Here is a 19480-nt window from a genome sequence, read left to right as displayed (position 1 = left end):
TCAGTCCTCTCGTTGCGAACACTGCCCGGTTCCTGTCGGGCACGGCGGCACCGACCGGTGGGCGGGCAGCGTCAAGGATAGCGAGCGATCAGCGGGCGATGTGCTCCGGGAACCGGCAGATCTGCGCGAATTCCTCGGCGTCCAGGCTGGCGCCGCCGACCAGGGCCCCGTCCACGTCCGGCTGGGCCATGATCGCGGCGACGTTCGACGACTTCACCGACCCGCCGTAGAGGATCCGGACCTGGTCCGCGGTGTCCTGGCCGAAGGTCTCCACCAGGCGCTTGCGCACCTCGCCGCAGACCTCCTGGGCGTCGTCCGGGGTCGCCGTCTTGCCGGTGCCGATCGCCCAGACCGGCTCGTACGCCACGACGACCTTGGTGACCTGCTCCGGGGTGAGCCCCTTCAGCGCGCCGTCGAGCTGGTCGCAGCAGTGCGGCACGTGCCGGAGCTGCTCACGGATCTCCAGCCCCTCGCCGATGCAGAGGATCGGGGTGAGCCCGTTCGCCAGCGCGGCGGCCACCTTGGCGTTGACCAGCGCGTCGTCCTCGTGGTGGTACTGCCGCCGCTCGGAGTGGCCGACCACCACGTAGGTGCAGCCCAGCTTGGCGAGCATCGGCCCGGCGATGTCGCCGGTGTACGCGCCCGACTGGTACGGCGACAGGTCCTGCGCGCCGTAGCCGATCAGCAGCTTGTCCCCGTCCACCGCGGTCTGCACGGTGCGCAGGTCGGTGAAGGGCGGCAGGACCACCGTCTCGACCTCGGTGAGCTGCTTCTCGTTGAGGCTCGCGGCCAGCTTCTGCACCAGCAGGTTCGCCTCGAGGTGGTTCAGGTTCATCTTCCAGTTGCCGGCCATCAGCGGCCGGCGGGTGGTGCTCGCCATTCAGTTCTCCAGGGCCGCGATGCCGGGGAGGGTCTTGCCCTCGAGGTATTCCAGGGAGGCGCCGCCGCCCGTGGAGATGTGGCCGAAGGACGACTCGTCCAGCCCGAGCGCCCGCACCGCGGCGGCGGAGTCACCGCCACCGACGACGCTGAACGCGTCGGCCTTGGTGATCGCCTCGGCGACGCCCCGGGTGCCGTTGGCGAACGCGGCCATCTCGAACACGCCCATCGGGCCGTTCCAGAAGATGGTCTTCGCCTGCGACAGCGCGGCGGCGAAGCCGGCCACCGTCTCCGGGCCGATGTCCAGCCCGAGCCGGTGGCTCGGGATGCCGTCGGCGGGCACGGTGTCGTGGGTGGCGTCCGGCGCGAAGGCGTCCGCGGCCACCACGTCGACCGGCAGCATGATCTTGCCGCCGGAGCGCTCCAGCAGGTTGCGGCAGGTCTCGACCATGTCCTCTTCCAGCAGCGAGGTGCCCACCTCGTGGCCCTGGGCCTTGAGGAAGGTGAAGCACATGCCGCCGCCGATGAGCAGCCGGTCGACCTTCGGCAGCAGGGCCTCGATCACGGCCAGCTTGTCGGAGACCTTGGAGCCGCCCAGCACCACCACGTACGGCCGCTCCGGGTCGCCGGTCAGCTTGCCGAGCACCTCCACCTCGCGCAGCACGAGACGGCCGGCCACGTGCGGCAGCCGGGCCGGCACGTCGTGGACGCTGGCGTGCTTGCGGTGCACGGCGCCGAAGGCGTCGTCGACGTACGCGTCGCCGAACGCGGCGAGCTGGTCGGCGAAGGCGCCCCGCTCGGCGTCGTCCTTGCTGGTCTCACCCTTGTTGAAGCGCAGGTTCTCCAGCAGGGCCACCTGGCCGTCGGCCAGGCCCTCCACGGTGGACCGGGCCGACTCGCCGACGGTGTCCTCGGCGAAGTGCACCGGCGCGCCGAGCAGCTCACCGAGCCGCCCGGCGACCGGGCGGAGGCTGAACTGCGGGTCCGGCGCGCCCTTCGGGCGGCCCAGGTGCGAGCAGACGACCACCTTGGCGCCGGCCTGGACCAGCGCGCTCAGGGTCGGCAGCACGGCCCGGATGCGGCCGTCGTCGGTGATCTCGCCCGTCTGCTTGTCGAGCGGGACGTTCAGGTCGGCGCGCACCAGCACGCGCCGACCCGACACCCCCTCGGCGAGCAGGTCGTCGAGGTTGCGGATGCTCACAGCGAGCTACCCACCAGCTTGACGAGGTCGACGAGGCGGTTCGAGTAGCCCCACTCGTTGTCGTACCAGCCGACGACCTTGACCTGGTTGCCGATCACCTTGGTCAGCGGCGCGTCGAAGATGCAGGACGCCGGGTCGGTGACGATGTCCGCCGACACGATCGGGTCCTCGTTGTAGACCAGGATGCCCTTGAGCGGGCCGTCCGCGGCGGCCTTCAGCGCGGCGTTGACCTCGTCCACGGTGGTCTCCCGGCCGACCTCGACGGTCAGGTCGGTGGCCGAGCCGGTCGGGATCGGCACCCGCAGCGCGTAGCCGTCCAGCTTGCCCTTGAGCTCCGGCAGGACCAGGCCGATCGCCTTCGCGGCGCCGGTCGAGGTCGGCACGATGTTGAGCGCGGCGGCCCGGGCCCGGCGCAGGTCCTTGTGCGGCGCGTCCTGCAGGTTCTGGTCCTGCGTGTACGCGTGGATGGTCGTCATCAGACCCTTGGTGATGCCGAACGTGTCCTGCAGGACCTTGGCCATCGGGGCGAGGCAGTTGGTGGTGCAGGAGGCGTTCGAGATGATGTTGTGCTTGGCCGGGTCGTACTGGTCCTGGTTGACGCCCATGACCACGGTGACGTCCTCGTTCTTCGCCGGCGCGGAGATGATGACCTTCTTGGCCCCGCCGTCGATGTGTGCCTTCGCCTTGGTGGCGTCGGTGAAGAACCCGGTGGACTCGATGACGACGTCGACACCGACCTCGCCCCACGGCAGCTTGCCGGGGTCCTTCTCCTCGAACACCTTGATGGCCTTGCCACCCACGGTGATCTCGTCGGCGCTGGCCTTCACCTCGTGCGGCAGGCGGCCCAGGATGCTGTCGTACTTGACAAGGTGGGCGAGCGTCGCGTTGTCGGTCAGGTCGTTGACCGCCACGACCTCGATGTCAGCGCCGGACGCCAGCACTGCCCGGAAGAAGTTGCGGCCGATCCGGCCGAAGCCGTTGATGCCAACCCGGATGGTCACAGGTCCCATCTCCTCGCGTTCTGGTCCGCCGGCGTCAGACCCGGCCGGCGGAGATTGTTCGCCGACCGGTGGAGCCGGCCGTTGACGGTTCATCTCGGCCACCCCGCCGCGGTCCCAGGAGACCAGACCGCCCGAGGCGGTGAGCACGGCTAGGGGTGCCTTGCCGGCCCCCTTGCCGTACGCAGCGACCTTATCCGAGCGCGCGCCGCCGCGCTGCGGCGGGTGGTGATCCCCCGCGCAGCTCGACGCCTCACCCGTCCTATCAGACCACGAGCATGTCGGGCGTGACGGCCGCTTCGGTATCCGGGATGCCCAGGTCGCGGGCCCGCTTGTCGGCCAGCGCGAGCAGCCGGCGGATCCGGCCGGCGATGGCGTCCTTGGTCAGCGGCGGATCGGCCAGCGCGCCGAGTTCCTCCAGCGACGCCTGCCGGTGCTCCAGCCGCAGCCGGCCCGCCGAGGTCAGGTGGTTCGGGGCGTCCTCGGCGAGGATCTCCAGCGCCCGGGTGACCCGGGCGGCGGCGGCCACCGCGGCCCGGGCCGAGCGGCGCAGGTTGGCGTCGTCGAAGTTGGCCAGTCGGTTCGCGGTGGCCCGCACCTCGCGGCGCACCCGCCGCTCCTCCCAGGCGAGCACACTGGAGTGGGCGCCGATGCGGGTGAGCAGCGCGGCGATCGCGTCGCCGTCCTTGACCACCACCCGGTCCACCCCGCGCACCTCGCGGTTCTTGGCGGTGATGCCGATCCGCCGCGCCGCGCCGACAAGGGCCAGCGCGGACTCCGGACCCGGGCAGGTGATCTCCAGGGCGCTGGAGCGGCCCGGCTCGGTCAGCGAGCCGTGCGCCATGAACGCGCCCCGCCAGGCGGAGACCGCGCAGCAGACATTCGCGGCCACCACGTGCGGCGGCAGGCCGCGCACCGGACGGCCCCGGACGTCGAGCAGGCCGGTCTGCCGCGCGAGGGCCTCGCCGTCCTTGACCACCCGCACGATGAAGTGGCTGCCCTTGCGCAGGCCGCCCGAGGCGAGCACGTGGATCTCGCTCGGGTAGCCGTAGACCTCGGCGATCTCCCGGCGGAGCCGCCGGGCCACCGCGCCGGTGTCCAGCTCCGCCTCGACCACGACACGACCCGACACGATGTGCAGGCCGCCCGCGAACCGGAGCAGGGCGGCCATCTCCGCCCGCCGGCAGCAGGGCTTGGGCACGTCGACCCGACTCAGCTCGTCCTTGACCGCAGCCGTCATCGCCATGTTGCGCGCCCCCTCACGGACCGGTTCCGGCGTGTCGCCGGTGATTACGTACGTGTCTAACGATCGGCGCCCAGGACAGGCACCAGCGCGGCGCCCAGGGCGGCCGGATCATGACGGGGCGTGCCGTCGGTGACGGCGACGGGAGCGAGGACCAGCCGGGCACCCAGCGATTCTGCCGCACGTTCCACCGCCACGGGATCACCCACCGCCTTGGAGTCGGCCAACACCATGTCCACCTTCAACTCGGGCAGATAGCGCCGGAGGGTGTCCAGATGGTCGGGCAGGGAGAGCCCGAGGGTCTCCTTCTCCGCCACGAGGTTGAGGGTCACCAGCCGACGCGCCGGGCTGGAGACGATCGCGTCGGCCAGGCCCGGCACCAGAAGGTGCGGCAGCACGCTCGTGTACCAGCTGCCCGGCCCGAAGATCAGCCAGTCGGCCGCGCCCACCGCGGTCACCGCCTCCGCGCAGGCGGCCGGCGCCGCCGGGGTGAGCCGCAGCGACTCGACAGTGCCGGAGGTGACCGCCACCTGGTGCTGGCCGCGCACCGTGCGGACCTCGTCGGGGCGGTCCGGGTCGGCGCCGCGTACCCGGGCCTCGATGCCCACCGGCTGCCGGGACATCGGCAGCACCCGGCCGACCGCGCCGAGCATCGCGCCGGCGTGGTCGAGCGCGACCACGGGGTCGCCGAGCAGCTCGGTCAGCCCGTGCAGCAGCAGGTTGCCGACCGCGTGGCCGGCGAGCGGGTCGGCCGCTCCCCCGGCGTCCGCTCCCCCGCCTCCGCCGGCCGCTCCCTCGCTTCCGCGGGCCGCCGCGAAGCGGTGCTGGAAGAGCGCCGCGCTGCGCCGGGTGGCCGGGTGGTCGCCGGCCAGGGCCACGAGCGCCTGCCGCAGGTCGCCCGGGGGCAGGCCGCCGCGCTCCGCGCGCAGCCGCCCGCTGGAGCCGCCGTCGTCGCCGACGGTGACCACCGCGGTGATGTCCAGGTCCAGTCCGGGTACGCAGTGCCGCAGCGCGCGCAGCGACGCCGACAGCCCGTGCCCGCCGCCGAAGGCGACCACCCTGGTCGGGGTCATTCCCGCCCCAGGTCCCGGTGCTGGGCGTTGGCGGCGATGCCGGAGCGGCGCAGCCGGGCGGCCAGTTCCTCGGCGATCGCCACGCTCCGGTGCTTGCCCCCGGTGCAGCCGACGGCCACGGTCAGGTAGCGCTTGCCCTCCCGCTCGAAACCGGCGGTGGTGGCGTTGACCAGGTCCGCGTACCCGGCCACGAAGGCGTCCGCCCCCTCCTGGCCCAGCACGTACGCGCTGACCGCCTCCTCCCGCCCGGTGTGCTCGCGCAGCTCCGGCACCCAGTACGGGTTCGGCAGGAACCGGGCGTCCATCACGAAGTCGGCGTCCGGCGGGAGGCCGTACTTGAAGCCGAAGGAGAGCACGGTGATCCGCAACCGGCGGGAGTCCTCCCCGCCGAACAGCTCCTCGACCCGGCGCCGGAGCTGGTTCACGTTGAGGTGGCTGGTGTCGATGATCACGTCGGCCTGGTCGCGGGCCTCCTCCAACAGGGCCCGCTCCACGGCGATCCCGTCGGCCAGCCGCCCGTCGCCCTGCAACGGGTGCGAACGGCGCACGCTCTCGAAGCGGCGGATCAGCACCTCGTCGTCGGCGTCGACGAAGACCACCCGGGGCTGGAAGCCGCGCTCGCGCAGCTCCCGGATCGCCCCGGCCAGGTCGGTGGAGAAGGCGCGCGAGCGGACGTCCAGCACCATGGCCGTACGCCGGGCCGCGCCGCCGGCCTTGAACGCCAGCTCGGCCATGTCCAGCATGAGCGCCTGGGGCAGGTTGTCCACCACGTAGTAGCCGACGTTCTCCAGCGCCCGGGCCACCGTGCTGCGGCCACCGCCGGACAGGCCGGTCACCACCACGAGGGTGGTGTCCGCCTCGGCCGGCGCCGGCCGCCCGAGAGCTGTCTCCGCGTTGGTCGGCACCAGGTCTCCCGCCGTCCGCGCCTCGCTCACCCGCTACCCCCAGCCGTGGCGCCGCGGCCGGTCGGCCGCGCATGGTCAGTCAGCGACTCTAACGGCTGCGACCCCGCCCGGGATTCCACGGGGTGACGACCGGAACAGGCGCTTGTCCGTTTTGTCGAGGTCCGGTCGCCGGGTTGTGGAGGTTCGGTCGCCCGGGCGGTTCCCGCCACGCGCCCGTTCGGGGCGGAGCGGTGTCGGCGGGCGCTCGTAGACTGCGCGGATGGTCTCCCCCACCGATGAGCGGACCGAGGACGCCCTGCGGGTGCTCCGCCGGGTGTTCGGCTACGACGCCTTCCGCGGCTTCCAGCACGAGGTCGTCGAGCACGTGGTGGCCGGCGGCGACGCGCTGGTGCTCATGCCGACCGGGGGCGGCAAGTCGCTCTGCTACCAGATCCCGGCGCTGGTCCGCGACGGCGTGGCGGTGGTCGTCTCGCCGCTGATCGCGCTCATGCAGGACCAGGTCGACGCGCTCACCGCGGTCGGCGTCCGGGCCGGGTTCCTCAACTCGACGCAGGACCTGACCGAGCGGCGGCGGGTCGAGGCGGCGTTCCTCGCCGGCGAGCTGGACCTGCTCTACCTCGCCCCCGAAGGGCTGGCGACCCGCTCCACTGTCGCCCTGCTGGAGCGCGGGCGGATCGCGCTCTTCGCGATCGACGAGGCGCACTGCGTCTCGCAGTGGGGGCACGACTTCCGCCCCGACTACCTCAACCTGTCGATGCTGCACGAGCGCTGGCCCGGGGTGCCGCGGATCGCGCTGACCGCGACCGCCACCGCGGCCACCCGCACGGAGATCGCCACCCGGCTCAAGCTCACCGACGCCCGGCACTTCGTGGCCAGCTTCGACCGGCCCAACATCCAGTACCGGATCGTGCCCAAGCGGGAGCCCCGCAAGCAACTACTCGCCCTGCTGCGCGACGAGCACCCGGGCGACGCCGGCATCGTCTACTGCCTCTCCCGCGCCTCGGTGGAGAAGACCGCCGAGTTCCTGGTCGCCAACGGCATCCCGGCCCTGCCCTACCACGCCGGGCTCGACGCGGCGACCCGAGCGGCCAACCAGCAGCGCTTCCTGCGCGAGGACGGCCTCGTCATGGTCGCCACCATCGCCTTCGGCATGGGCATCGACAAGCCCGACGTACGCTTCGTCGCCCACCTCGACCTGCCCAAGTCGGTAGAGGGCTACTACCAGGAGACCGGGCGCGCCGGGCGGGACGGGCTGCCGTCCACGGCCTGGCTGGCGTACGGGCTCCAGGACGTCGTGCAGCAGCGCAAGATGATCGAGACGTCGGAGGGCGACCTGGCCCACCGGCGCAACCTGGCCACCCACCTCGACGCCATGCTGGCGCTCTGCGAGACGGTCCGCTGCCGCCGCGCGCAACTCCTCGACTACTTCGGCGAGGGGGGCACCGCCAACTGCGGAAACTGCGACACCTGCCTGGAGCCACCCGAGTCCTGGGACGGCACGGTCGCCGCGCAGAAGCTGCTCTCCACCGTCTACCGGCTCGACCGGGAACGCAACCAGCGGTTCGGCGCCGGGCACTGCGTGGACATCCTGCTCGGCAGGCACACCGAGAAGATCGACCAGCACGGCCACGACTCGCTGAGCACCTTCGGCATCGGCACCGACCTGCGCGAGGCCGAGTGGCGGGGCGTGGTGCGGCAACTGCTCGCCGAGGGCCTGCTCGCCGTCGAGGGCGACTACGGCACTCTGGCCCTGACCGAGGCGAGCGCCGAGGTGCTGGGCCGCCGGCGCACGGTCACCATGCGGCGGGAGCCCGAACGGCAGGCGTCCGGCCGGTCCGCCAAGCCGCGCGGCGCGGCGACGGTGGTGGCCGACCTCGCCCCGGCCGCCGTCCCCGTGTTCGAGCGGCTCCGCGCCTGGCGGGCGGCCACCGCCAAGGAACAGGGCGTCCCGGCGTACGTGGTCTTCCACGACGCCACCCTGCGCCAGATCGCCACCGAGGCGCCGACCTCGCTGGCCGAGCTGTCCCGGATCAGCGGCGTCGGCGACAACAAGCTGGCCAAGTACGGCGAGGGGATCCTCGCCGTACTCACCGAGTCCTGAGCAAGGTCCTGAGACACGACGAAGGGCCGGCCCCTTGTGGGGGCCGGCCCTTCGTGCTCGCTCCTGTCAGCGGATGGCCGGTCAGGAGGCGCTGTAGCCGCGGGTGGCGATCCAGTCGGCGAGGTTGTCCACGCTGATCCGGTAGGAGGCGGTGTTCGGGTTGGCGCTGTCGGCGATGGTCACGGTGTGGCCGTCGTTCTGGTAGCCGACGACGCTGATGTAGTGGCCGCCTTCGAAGGAGTGGGTGTTGCCGTCGGTGTCGGTGGCGGTGCCGGCGATGTTGGCGACCACGGCCCGGCCGTCGTCGACGGTGCGCACGATGTCGGCGCGCAGGGTGTCGGTCTGCTTGTCGTCGGCCTTGCCGTCCTTGATCTCCACCGACCGGTAGTGCTTGCCGGTCTCCTTGTTCAGGACGGGGGTGATGTCGTTGATGCTGTTGGTGCCGTTCTCGGTGGTGCCCATCTCCTTGGCCATGGCGTCCACGTCGATGTTCTTGCCCAGCACGGACAGGGCGTTACGCGTGGCGGCCGGGCCGCAGTAGTAGAAGTTGGGCTGGGCCTCGTAGCGGACGTCCAGCTCCCGCTCGCCGTGACCCTTCCGGTCAGCGACGACCTTGGTGTTGTCGGCGGGGGCGGCGTGCGCGGCGATCGCGGGGCCGGCGATCCCACCGGCGGTGGCGGCGATACCGGCAGCGGTCAGAACGGTGTTCCGCAGCATGGTGGTGCGCATGATGAGATCAACGCCTTCCGTTCGGGGGTTCAGCAGCACGCACGGGGGGATGCGGTGCCGCTGTGAAACGGGGGGAAAGTCTGTGGGGTGCCCGGCGATCACAGGGGTGACCTGCTCGGGCGGTCCGGGGGTGTAACCATCGGCGGCGGGGAAGTGATTCCCTCACACCTGATCCGATGTCCCGGGGGATGTAACGACCGGCGGCCCGGAGTCATTCCCTGCGGCGGGCCGGTACGGCGGACCGGTGGTGCACGGTCCAGGGGGATGTAACGACCCGGGCCGGCAGGCAATTCCCGATGGCTCAAACCCGGTGCGGACCGGTGGTGCGGCGGTCCAGGGGGATGTAACGACCGGGGCCGGCAGGTCATTCCCACGGCCAGCCCGGCACCGTCGTGCGGTGGTGCTCGGGGTGTAACGACCGGCGGGGGCCGGGTCATTCCGGCCGGCGGCCTCGCACGGGGCGGGGTCCTGCGCGGTCTGCCATGTACAACGACCCCACCCCCGCCACGATTCCGCCGTGGCGGTGACGCCAACCACCCACCCGAACCGGACACCACCCGCGAAACCTGTCACCGCAAACGGAACAGGCACCCAGGCGACGCAGCCTGATGGCGGGAATCTTGGGCAGTTACCGCTCGCAGCGAACGACAACTGTCCAAGATCCGAAGGGGGTCGAGCGGGCGGGCAGGGGCGAACCGGGCGAGGCCGACAGCCACCGGCCGGCCGCCGGAGGCGAGCCGGCACCGCGCAGACGGCCGGCTGCGGTCGATCAAGAAGTTTGGGTCACGATCGAGCCGAATCCCGACGCAAAGTTCTTGATCAACATTAGCGTGGGCCGACGACCCTCAGGGAGTGGTTCGACGGTTGGTCGGATGGACATAACGGACACTCGACGCAGCCGTTGACACGCCTGCTAGACAGGCAGGACGGGATTGAGCGGGGCCTCGCCCGCCCTTGCCACCGAACACCTCCACCACACCGACCGACGCCTACCCCGCCCCGTTGATCAAGGAGTTTGCGTCCGCACTGGGGCCGGATCTGACGCAAACTTCTTGATCAACAACGGCGGGGGCCGGAGGGTGGAGGGGACCCGGCGGCAACGGTCAGGCGCTCGGGGTGGGTTGGGCGCCTTCGTCGAGGGCGGCCAGGATCGCCTCTGCCGTCCGCTTGCCCACCCCCGGCACCTCCGTGATCTCCTCCACCGTTGCCGCGGACAGCCGCTTCAGCGAGCCGAAGTGACGCAGGAGCGCCTTGCGGCGTACCTCGCCGAGGCCCGGGATGTTGTCCAGCGCCGACTCGGTCATCCGCTTCGAGCGGCGCTGGCGGTGGAAGGTGATGGCGAAGCGGTGGGCTTCGTCGCGGACCCGCTGGAGCAGGTAGAGCGCCTCGGAGGTGCGCGGGAGGATGACCGGGAACTCGTCGTCGGGCAGCCAGACCTCCTCCAGCCGCTTGGCCAGCCCGCAGAGCGCCACGTCGTCGATGCCCAGCTCGGCGAGGGCCTGCGCGGCGGCCGCCACCTGCGGCGGGCCGCCGTCGACCACGACGAGCTGCGGCGGGTACGCGAACTTCCGGGGCCGCCCGGTGGTCGGGTCGATGCCGGGCCGGTCCGGGTCGCCGGCGGTCTCCTCGCCGATCTCACCGGTCTCGGCGCGCGCGTCGAGGTAGCGGGCGAAGCGCCGGCGCAGCACCTCCGACATGGCGGACAGATCGTCGGTGGCGCCGCGCACGATGAACCGCCGGTACTCGCTCTTGCGGGGCACGCCGTCCTCGAAGACGACCATGCTGGCCACCACGTCGGTGCCCTGGATCTGGGAGACGTCGAAACACTCGATGCGCAGCGGGGAGGTGCGCATGCCGAGCGACTCGGCGATCTCGTCGAGGGCCTGGCTGCGGGTGGTGAGGTCGCCGGCCCGCTTGAGCTTGTGCCGGGCGAGGGCGTCCTTGGCGTTGCGCCCGACGGTCTCCAGCAGCGACCGCTTGTCGCCGCGCTGGGGCACCCGCAGCGACACCCGGCTGCCCCGCCGGGCGGAGAGCCAGTCGGCGAGCGCGTCGACGTCGCCGGGCAACTCGGGGACGAGCAGCTCGCGGGGGACGTCGGCCTCGCCCTGCTCGCCGCCGTAGACCTGGGTGCAGAAGTGGTGCACCAGGTCGCCGGTGGTCAGCTCCTCGGTCTTCTCCACCACCCAGCCGCGCTGGCCGCGGACCCGGCCGTCGCGGACGTGGAAGACCTGGACCGCGGCCTCCAGGGGGTCGTCGGCGAAGGCCACCACGTCGGCGTCGGTGCCGTCGCCGAGCACCACTGTCTGCTTCTCCATGGCCCGGCGCAGCGCCGCCACGTCGTCGCGCAGCCGCGCGGCCCGCTCGAACTCGAGCTGCTCGCTGGCCTCCAGCATCTCCTTCTCGAGCCGGCGGACCATGGTGTCGGTGCGGCCGGCCATGAAGTCGCAGAAGCCGTTGACGATCTCCCGGTGCCCCTCGGCGGTGACGCTGCCGACGCAGGGCGCGGAGCACTTGCCGATGTAGCCGAGCAGGCAGGGCCGGCCGACCTGGCCGGCCCGCTTGAACACCCCGGAGGAGCAGGTCCGCGCCGGGAAGACGCGGAGCAGCAGGTCCAGCGTCTCGCGGATGGCCCAGGCGTGCGAGTACGGCCCGAAGTAGCGCACCCCCTTGCGCTTCGCGCCGCGCATCACCTGCAGCCGCGGGTATTCCTCGTCGAGGGTGACCGCCAGGTAGGGGTAGGACTTGTCGTCGCGGTAGCGGACGTTGAACCGGGGGTCGTACTGCTTGATCCAGGTGTATTCCTGCTGGAGCGCCTCGACCTCGGTGGCGACGGTGATCCAGTCCACCGACTCGGCGGTGAAGACCATCTGCCGGGTGCGCTGGTGCAGGTTGACCGGGTCGGCGAAGTAGGAGTTGAGCCGGCTGCGCAGGTTGCGCGCCTTGCCGACGTAGATCACCCGGCCGGTGCCGTCGCGGAAGCGGTAGACCCCTGGCGACTCCGGGATGGTGCCAGGTGCGGGGCGGTAGGTCGAGGGGTCAGCCACGCGCCAAGCCTAGTCCGCACCCCCGACACCCGGCCGTCGCCGCGCGTCCCCCGCCACCGGGGTGGGGCGGGGGACACAGTCGCCGGGGACGGTCAGGCCAGGGCGATCTGCTCGCCGGTGACCTTGATGTTCTTCGGCGCGAGCGGCTTGGTGGCCGGGCCCTGCTTCACGGAGCCGTCGGTGATCGAGAACCGGCTGTTGTGGCAGGTGCAGTTGATGGTGCCGCCGTCGACGTTCGACACCGGGCAGCCCTGGTGGGTGCAGATCGGGTCGAAGGCCTTGAACTGGCCGGCCTCGGGCTGGGTGATCACGACGCCCTTGCTGGCGAAGACCGCCCCGCCGCCGACCGGGATGTCGGTGGTCCGGGCGAGCGGACCGGTGCTGTCCCGGTTGCCGCCCTCGGCGTCGCCGGCGCCTGTCGCGCCCGGGCCGCCGCTGGTCGGCGCCGGGGCTCCGGAGCCGGATCCGTCGTCGCCGCCGCAGCCCGCCAGCACCACGGCCGCGCCGACCGCGCCGGCGCCCGCGAGCAGGGCGCGGCGCGTCTGCGTGCCCGGCCCGGTCAGCACCTGATCATCACTCATGTCCGGCCTCCCTCTCGCCTGTCGCCACCCCGTCATGATCCGTGGCCACTCTCCAAAACACGGACCAGGGTGCCGCACGGTTCATACTGGCGCGTCACCAATCGGATATCTGGACAGACAACGGGCGGGCCGGAGTCGCCCCGGCCCGCCCGGCGTACGCCTCGCTCAGCGCGCCCCGGCCGGCACCTTGCGGGTACGCGACTTCACCGCGCCGCCGTTGGCCTTCGCCGCCCGGGTGGTGGCCGCCTTGGCGCCCTTCGCCGCGCCGTCGAGCTTGAGGATCGGCCGCAGGAACTGCCCGGTGTGGCTCTCCGGCACCTCGGCGACCTCCTCCGGCGTGCCGGTGGCGAGCACGGTGCCGCCCCGGTGCCCACCCTCGGGGCCCATGTCGATGATCCAGTCGGCGGACTTGATCACGTCGAGGTTGTGCTCGATGGTGATCACCGTGTTGCCCTTCTCGACCAGGCCCTCGAGCACCATGAGCAGCTTGCGGATGTCCTCGAAGTGCAGGCCCGTGGTGGGCTCGTCGAGCACGTAGACCGTGCGGCCGGTGGAGCGCTTCTGCAACTCGGAGGCGAGCTTGACGCGCTGCGCCTCGCCGCCGGACAGCGTCGGCGCGGGCTGGCCGAGACGCACGTAGCCGAGGCCGACGTCGACGAGGGTCTTGAGGTGCCGGTGGATGGCCGGGATGGCGGAGAAGAACTCCGCCGCCTCCTCGATCGGCATGTCCAGGACCTCGGCGACCGTCCTGCCCTTGTAGTGCACCTCCAGGGTCTCCCGGTTGTAGCGGGCGCCCTTGCAGACCTCGCAGGGGACGTAGACGTCCGGGAGGAAGTTCATCTCGATCTTGATGGTGCCGTCGCCGGAGCACGCCTCGCAGCGCCCGCCCTTGACGTTGAACGAGAACCGGCCCGGCCCGTACCCCCGGACCTTGGCCTCGGTGGTCTCGGCGAAGAGCTTGCGGATGTGGTCCCAGACCCCGGTGTAGGTGGCCGGGTTGGAGCGCGGGGTCCGCCCGATGGGCGACTGGTCGACGCCGACGACCTTGTCGACGTGCTCCAGCCCGGTGACCCGGGTGTGCCGGCCGGGGACCAGCCGGGCGCCGTTGATCTGGTTGGCCAGCACGGCGTGCAGGATGTCGTTGACCAGCGTCGACTTGCCGGAACCGCTGACCCCGGTGACCGCGATGAGCTGGCCGAGCGGGAAGCCCACGGTGAGGTTGCGCAGGTTGTGCTCACGCGCCCCGTGCACCACCAGCTCGCGGCCGGGGGTCTGCGGCCGGCGCATGACCGGCGTCGGGATCTGCTTGCGCCCCGACAGGTACGCCCCGGTGACCGACTCCTGGTTCTCCAGCAGGGCCGGCACCGACCCGCTGTGCACGATCTTGCCGCCGTGCTCGCCGGCGCCCGGGCCGATGTCGACGATCCAGTCGGCGACGCGGATGGTGTCCTCGTCGTGCTCGACCACGATCAGGGTGTTGCCCAGCCCGCGCAGCCGCAGCAGGGTCTCGATGAGCCGGTGGTTGTCCCGCTGGTGCAGGCCGATGGAGGGCTCGTCCAGCACGTAGAGCACGCCGACCAGGCCGGAGCCGATCTGGGTGGCGAGCCGGATGCGCTGCGCCTCGCCGCCGGACAGGGTGCCGGCCGGGCGGTCCAGGGAGAGGTAGTCGAGCCCGACGTCGAGCAGGAACTTCAGCCGGGCGTTGATCTCCTTGAGGACCCGCTCGGCGATCATCTTCTGCCGGTCCGTCAGCTCGATGCCGGCGAGCAGGTCGGCGGCCTCGCCGACGGAGAGGTTGCAGACCTCGGCGATGCTCTTGCCGGCCAGGGTGACCGCGAGCACCTCGGGCTTCAGGCGGGTGCCGCCGCAGGCCGCGCAGGGCACGTCCCGCATGTAGCCCTCGTACTTGTCCCGGGACCACTCCGACTCGGTGTCGGAGTGCCGGCGCTCGATCCACTGCACCACGCCCTCGAAGCCGGTGTAGTAGGAGCGCTCGCGACCGTACTTGTTGCGGTAGCGGACGTGCACCTGGTCGTCGGAGCCGTGCAGGATCGTCTTCTGCGCCCGGGACGGCAGCGCCCGCCACGGGGTGTCGACGTCGAAGTGCTCGGCCTCGCCGAGCGCCTCCAGCAGGCGCAGGAAGTATTCGAGGTTGTGCCCGGTGGCCCAGGGCTGGATGGCGCCCTCGCGCAGGGTGCGCTCCGGGTCCGGGATGACCAGCTCCGGGTCGACCTCCTTCTTGGTGCCCAGGCCGGTGCACTCGGGGCAGGCGCCGTAGGGCGCGTTGAAGGAGAAGACCCGGGGCTCCAGGTCCTCGATGGCCAGGGGGTGGTCGTTGGGGCAGGCCAGGTGCTCGGAGTAGCGCCGCTCCCGGGCGGGGTCGTCCTCGGCCAGGTCGACGAAGTCGAGCAGCACCAGGCCGCCGGAGAGACCGAGCGCCGCCTCGACCGAGTCGGTCAGCCGCTGCTTGGCGCTGGGCTTGACGCTGAGCCGATCGATGACCACCTCGATGGTGTGCTTCTCCTGCTTCTTGAGCTTGGGCGGCTCGGTCAGCGGGTGCACCACGCCGTCGACCCGGGCCCGGGCGTAGCCCTTGGCCTGGAGCTCGGCGAAGAGGTCGACGTATTCGCCCTTGCGGCCGCGCACCACCGGGGCGAGCACCATGAACCGGGTGCCCTCGGCCATCGCGAGGACCCGGTCGACGATCTGCTGCGGGCTCTGCTTGGAGATCCGCTCGCCGCAGATCGGGCAGTGCGGCTCGCCGATGCGGGCGAAGAGCAGGCGGAGGTAGTCGTAGACCTCGGTGATCGTGCCGACGGTGGAGCGCGGGTTGCGCGAGGTGGACTTCTGGTCGATGGAGACCGCGGGGCTGAGGCCCTCGATGAAGTCGACATCGGGCTTGTCCATCTGGCCGAGGAACTGCCGGGCGTACGACGACAGCGACTCGACGTAGCGGCGCTGGCCCTCGGCGAAGATGGTGTCGAACGCCAGGCTCGACTTGCCCGAACCGGAGAGCCCGGTGAAGACGATCAGGGCGTCCCGGGGCAGGTCGAGACTGACGTCACGCAGGTTGTGCTCGCGCGCGCCACGGATGATCAGTCGGTCGGCCACGGTGCGTGTGCTCCCGGAAGAAGAATGTGAGGCGGATCTGTCCGCCCGACGCGGGGTCCGGGCGGTTTTCGAGGGTTGTCGAGGCGCAGGGAAGACGCCTCGGCAACTCTAGCCCCGAGGTATGACAAGTTCCGTCGCGCGGACATTCCCCCAGCTCAGCACGGTCGGGCGGGAGGCCACGCCGCCCGCATGACCGCCCGGCACACCCCTAGAGTGCCCCGGGTGCGGGCGGGGTCGCCGGACGCCCGGTCCGCCGCCGGCCGCCACGCCAGCCGCCCCGGCGCTCGGCGGCCAGCCGGACCTCCCGGCGCCGGCTCTCGTACGCCACCTCGCGCTGGAGCCGACGCCAGTTCTCCCAGCGCCGGACGGGCAGCTCGCCGCTGTCCAGCGCCGCCCGCACCGCGCAGGCCGGCTCGGCCTCGTGGGAGCAGTCGGCGTACCGGCAGCCGGCGGCCAGCTCGGCGATGTCGGCGAACGCCAGGTCCAGGCCGGCCGTTCCGTCCAGCAGGCCGACCGCCCGCACGCCGGGGGTGTCCAGCACCGCTCCCCCGCCGGGGATCGGCACGAGCGCCCGCCAGGTGGTGGTGTGCCGGCCCTTGCCGTCGGACCGGCGGATCGCCTGGGTGCGCATCACGTCGGCCCCGGCCAGGGCGTTGACCAGGCTCGACTTGCCCGCGCCGGAGGGCCCGAGCAGGCCGAGGGTGCGCCCCGGCGCGACGTACCGGCGCAGCGGCTCCAGCCCGGCGCCGCGTTCGGCGCTGACCGGCAGCACCGGCACCCCGGGCGCCAGGTCGGCGAGCTGCCGGGCCACCGCCCCCGGGTCAGGGGCCAGGTCGGCCTTGGTGAGCACGACGAGCGGCTCGGCGCCGGACTCGTGGGCCAGGGAGAGCAGCCGCTCGATGCGGGCGGCGTCCGGCGCGGGGTGCACCGGCTCGACCACCGCGGCGGCGTCGAGGTTGGCGGCCAGCACCTGGCCGCTGGCGTCCTTGCCGGCGGTGCGCCGGATGAGCGCGGTGCGGCGGGGCAGCACGGTCTCCACCGTGACCGGCCCGTCCGGCCAGGTGGCCAGCAGGACCCAGTCGCCGGCGCAGGGCAGCGCGGTCAGGTCGCGGGCCGCGGCGGCCAGCAACCCGCCGCCCAGGCTGGCCCGGACGGGCCCCTCCGGGCGGAGCACGGTGCAGACGCCGCGGTCGACGCGGGCCACCCGGCCCGGCCGGCGGTCGGCGCGTGGATTGAGGTACGCCGCCCGGTCGGCGTCCCAGCCGAGGGCGGTCAGATCGATGGTCATGGTGTCCCTATCGGTGTCGAGGGGGTTCGTGGTGGAACACGCGTGCAACGACCGGCATGCTCACCACCCCCGCTCCGACTCCCGGTGCCCGCGTCCTGCGACGGCGTCGGCCCGGCGGGTCTGACGCCGCGCCGTGACGTGAAGCCGTCGGCCCAGACGGTAGGGGTCGCGCCGACGCGCCGAAAGCGATTTCCGCGGCGACGCGGCGGCGGCGTACCGCTAGGGTCCAAGGCGTGACGAGCGATCCCCTCCTGCTGACCGGCGAGCTGGACGAGGCGACCGCCCGGCTGCTGCGTACCGTGGCCGCCCTGGGCAACCACGACGTCGCCGCGCCGTCCCTGCTGCCGGGCTGGACCCGCGGCCACGTCCTGACCCACCTGGCCCGCAACGCCGACGCGTTCGTGAACCTGCTCACCTCCGCCCGCACGGGCGAGGACATCCCGATGTACGCCAGCCCCGAGGCCCGGTCCGCCGACATCGAGGCCGGGGCCGGCCGGGGGCCGGCGGACCTCATGGACGACCTGCGCCGCAGCGCCCAGCGGTTCACCGCGGCCGTCGCCGAGATGCCGGTCGAGGCGTGGGGCGCCACAGTGCAGACCCGGCGCGGCCCCTGGCCTGCGGCGATGCTGGTCTGGGGCCGGCTGCGCGAGGTCGAGGTGCACCACGTCGACCTGGGCGCCGGCTACCGGCCGGCCGACTGGCCGGACGCGTTCGCCCAGCGGCTGCTGCACGAGGTGGCGGCCGGCCTGGCCGGCAAGCCGACGGCGCCGGCCATGGTGCTGCGCTTCGACGGCGTCCGGCACGAACTCGTCGTGGGCGATCCCGAGGGGGCGCCCACGGTCACCGGCCCCGCGCCGGAACTCGCGGCCTGGCTGACCGGCCGCAGCGCGGGCGAGGTGCTCACCGTCACTCCCGACGGTCCCCTGCCGACTCCACCGGAATGGATCTGAACCCCGTCATGACCTACAGCGGAGACGTCACGCCCGGCGGTGCGCCGGCCGTGCGCGAGCTCGACCGGCTCACCATCAGCAAGCTGTCGGTGGGCCCCATGGACAACAACGCCTACCTCCTGCGCTGCCGGGAGACCGGCGAGCAGGTGCTGATCGACGCGGCGAACGAGGCGCCCCGCCTGCTCGACCTCATCGGCGACGGCGGGCTGGCCGCGGTCGTCACGACCCACCGGCACATGGACCACTGGGTCGCCCTGGAGGAGGTGGTCGCCAAGACCGGGGCCCGCCCGCTGGTGCACGCCGACGACGCCGAGGGGCTGCCCATCGACGCCGAGCCGCTGCGCGAGGGCGACACCGTGCCGGTCGGCGACTGCGCGCTGGAGGTGATCCACCTCAAGGGGCACACCCCCGGTTCGATCGCGCTGCTCTACCGCGACCCGTCCGGCGTGCCGCACCTGTTCACCGGGGACTCGCTCTTCCCCGGCGGGGTCGGCAACACGGAGAAGGACCCGGAGCGGTTCGGCCAGCTCATCGACGACGTGGAGCGGAAGCTCTTCGACCGGTTGCCCGACGAGACCTGGTTCTACCCGGGCCACGGCAAGGACAGCACGCTCGGCGCCGAACGCCCCGCGCTGCCGCAGTGGCGGGCCCGGGGCTGGTGACCGCGGCGGGCCGGCCCGCTCAGCCGGCGTTCGCGCCGGTCACCGCCCGCAGCCGGTGCCGGGTGCCGAGCAGCACCGGGCCGGCCAGCAGCAGGCCGACCGCCATGGTGAGCACTGTCGGGTTCGGCGCGCCGGGCAGCAGCCCGGTCAGCGCCCGCGCCGTGATGCCGAGAGCCACGTAGAGGCCGGCCCAGAGGGTCGCGCCGAGCGTCGCGCAGGCCGCGAAACGCCGGTAGGACATCCGCAGCCCGCCGGCGGCCAGCGGCAGCAGCGCGTTGAACACCGGCAGGAACGGCGCCACCAGGACCATCCGCCCGCCGCCGCGGCGCAGCAGCGCCTCGGCGGCGGCCCAGCGCGGCTCGCCGATCCAGTCACCCAGGCGGCTGTGCCGCAGCCGCTCGCCCCAGCGCCGCCCGGCCAGGAAGCTCAGCGACCAGCCGGCGAGGCAGCCGGCCACCACCGCCACGACGGTCGCCACGCCGGTGGCGGGCCGGCCCGCGCCGACGGCGGCGAGGACCGCGGCGTCGCCGGGCACCAGCACCCCGAGCAGGGGTACGGCGTCGGCGAGCATGACCATGCCCAGCATCCCCATCAGCAGGGTGGTGGGCAGCTCCCCGACCTGGGCCAGCAGTTCCGTCATGCTCCGTACGCTAGGGCCCCGGGGCGACCCACCACATCGGGCATGATCCCCCACCGGTCCCCTAGTGCGGCTCCG

Annotated in this window: 15 protein-coding genes; 3 read left to right on the top strand and 12 right to left on the bottom strand. The window is 72.6% G+C overall.

From position 1 onward, the window contains the following. Positions 1 to 88: 88 nt before the first annotated feature. The 6 genes from tpiA to rapZ form a co-directional block, all read right to left on the bottom strand. Positions 89 to 880, bottom strand: coding sequence for a triose-phosphate isomerase (tpiA, locus tag GA0070603_RS29415; protein WP_091320760.1), 792 nt, complete (start codon positions 878 to 880; stop codon positions 89 to 91). After that, the gene (locus tag GA0070603_RS29410) at positions 881 to 2080 is read right to left on the bottom strand and encodes a phosphoglycerate kinase (RefSeq protein ID WP_091320758.1); all 1200 of its coding nucleotides are present in this window, start codon (positions 2078 to 2080) and stop codon (positions 881 to 883) included. Next, positions 2077 to 3081, bottom strand: a complete 1005-nt coding sequence (gene gap / locus GA0070603_RS29405; protein WP_091320755.1) for a type I glyceraldehyde-3-phosphate dehydrogenase — start codon at positions 3079 to 3081, stop codon at positions 2077 to 2079. Before gap ends, GA0070603_RS29410 begins: the two co-directional genes overlap by 4 nt. A gap of 262 nt (positions 3082 to 3343) precedes the next feature. Continuing rightward, positions 3344 to 4324, bottom strand: a complete 981-nt coding sequence (whiA, locus tag GA0070603_RS29400) for a DNA-binding protein WhiA (protein WP_088999356.1) — start codon at positions 4322 to 4324, stop codon at positions 3344 to 3346. A 56-nt stretch (positions 4325 to 4380) separates the two neighbouring features. After that, the gene (locus GA0070603_RS29395; RefSeq protein WP_091320753.1) at positions 4381 to 5394 is read right to left on the bottom strand and encodes a gluconeogenesis factor YvcK family protein; all 1014 of its coding nucleotides are present in this window, start codon (positions 5392 to 5394) and stop codon (positions 4381 to 4383) included. Beyond that, complete coding sequence (gene rapZ, locus GA0070603_RS29390; protein WP_091322417.1) at positions 5391 to 6299, bottom strand: RNase adapter RapZ; 909 nt, start codon at positions 6297 to 6299, stop codon at positions 5391 to 5393. Before rapZ ends, GA0070603_RS29395 begins: the two co-directional genes overlap by 4 nt. A 259-nt stretch (positions 6300 to 6558) precedes the next feature. On the opposite strand from rapZ, the gene recQ reads away from it, so the two are divergent. Further along, entirely contained in the window at positions 6559 to 8400 is a 1842-nt protein-coding gene (gene recQ, locus GA0070603_RS29385; protein WP_091320750.1) for a DNA helicase RecQ, read from the top strand. Between the two features lie 81 nt (positions 8401 to 8481). Here the strand turns inward: recQ and GA0070603_RS29380 are convergent, their stop codons facing one another. From GA0070603_RS29380 to rsgA, 5 genes are all read right to left on the bottom strand, one after another. Further along, positions 8482 to 9129, bottom strand: coding sequence for a C39 family peptidase (locus tag GA0070603_RS29380; RefSeq protein WP_091320746.1), 648 nt, complete (start codon positions 9127 to 9129; stop codon positions 8482 to 8484). A 1103-nt stretch (positions 9130 to 10232) separates the two neighbouring features. Then, positions 10233 to 12173: an excinuclease ABC subunit UvrC gene (gene uvrC, locus GA0070603_RS29375; RefSeq protein ID WP_091320743.1), complete on the bottom strand. Its 1941-nt coding sequence runs from the start codon at positions 12171 to 12173 to the stop codon at positions 10233 to 10235. A 92-nt stretch (positions 12174 to 12265) separates the two neighbouring features. After that, positions 12266 to 12754: a Rieske (2Fe-2S) protein gene (locus GA0070603_RS29370; RefSeq protein WP_091320739.1), complete on the bottom strand. Its 489-nt coding sequence runs from the start codon at positions 12752 to 12754 to the stop codon at positions 12266 to 12268. Between the two features lie 165 nt (positions 12755 to 12919). Next, a complete protein-coding gene (gene uvrA, locus GA0070603_RS29365) occupies positions 12920 to 15865 on the bottom strand; it encodes an excinuclease ABC subunit UvrA (RefSeq protein WP_091320736.1) in 2946 nt (981 codons plus the stop codon). A gap of 208 nt (positions 15866 to 16073) precedes the next feature. Further along, on the bottom strand, positions 16074 to 17153 hold the full coding sequence (gene rsgA / locus GA0070603_RS29360; protein ID WP_091320732.1) for a ribosome small subunit-dependent GTPase A: 1080 nt from the start codon (positions 17151 to 17153) through the stop codon (positions 16074 to 16076). A gap of 233 nt (positions 17154 to 17386) precedes the next feature. Here rsgA and GA0070603_RS29355 point away from each other — a divergent pair, with 233 nt between their 5' ends. After that, entirely contained in the window at positions 17387 to 18103 is a 717-nt protein-coding gene (locus tag GA0070603_RS29355) for a maleylpyruvate isomerase family mycothiol-dependent enzyme (RefSeq protein ID WP_091320728.1), read from the top strand. Between the two features lie 8 nt (positions 18104 to 18111). Continuing rightward, positions 18112 to 18765 carry an MBL fold metallo-hydrolase gene (locus GA0070603_RS29350; RefSeq protein WP_091320723.1) on the top strand — a complete coding sequence of 218 codons (654 nt, stop codon included), beginning with the start codon at positions 18112 to 18114 and terminating at the stop codon, positions 18763 to 18765. Positions 18766 to 18784: 19 nt separating this feature from the next. Here GA0070603_RS29350 and GA0070603_RS29345 read toward each other — a convergent pair whose 3' ends face one another. After that, entirely contained in the window at positions 18785 to 19405 is a 621-nt protein-coding gene (locus GA0070603_RS29345; protein ID WP_091320720.1) for a DedA family protein, read from the bottom strand. Positions 19406 to 19480 lie beyond the last annotated feature (75 nt).

The organism is Micromonospora chersina (genome assembly GCF_900091475.1).
Classification (GTDB): domain Bacteria; phylum Actinomycetota; class Actinomycetes; order Mycobacteriales; family Micromonosporaceae; genus Micromonospora; species Micromonospora chersina.
Note: the sequence above shows the minus strand (reverse complement) of the source record. Positions and strands in the feature narration are given on the sequence as shown.

Excerpts from the sequence above, each read along its gene's own strand:
- tpiA (WP_091320760.1), bottom strand. The coding sequence starts at position 880 with ATGGCGAGCACCACCCGCCGGCCGCTGATGGCCGGCAACTGGAAGATG.
- whiA (WP_088999356.1), bottom strand. The coding sequence starts at position 4,324 with ATGGCGATGACGGCTGCGGTCAAGGACGAGCTGAGTCGGGTCGACGTG.
- GA0070603_RS29395 (WP_091320753.1), bottom strand. The coding sequence starts at position 5,394 with ATGACCCCGACCAGGGTGGTCGCCTTCGGCGGCGGGCACGGGCTGTCG.
- recQ (WP_091320750.1), top strand. The coding sequence starts at position 6,559 with ATGGTCTCCCCCACCGATGAGCGGACCGAGGACGCCCTGCGGGTGCTC.
- GA0070603_RS29380 (WP_091320746.1), bottom strand. The coding sequence starts at position 9,129 with ATGCGCACCACCATGCTGCGGAACACCGTTCTGACCGCTGCCGGTATC.
- GA0070603_RS29370 (WP_091320739.1), bottom strand. The coding sequence starts at position 12,754 with ATGAGTGATGATCAGGTGCTGACCGGGCCGGGCACGCAGACGCGCCGC.
- rsgA (WP_091320732.1), bottom strand. The coding sequence starts at position 17,153 with ATGACCATCGATCTGACCGCCCTCGGCTGGGACGCCGACCGGGCGGCG.
- GA0070603_RS29350 (WP_091320723.1), top strand. The coding sequence starts at position 18,112 with ATGACCTACAGCGGAGACGTCACGCCCGGCGGTGCGCCGGCCGTGCGC.
- GA0070603_RS29345 (WP_091320720.1), bottom strand. The coding sequence starts at position 19,405 with ATGACGGAACTGCTGGCCCAGGTCGGGGAGCTGCCCACCACCCTGCTG.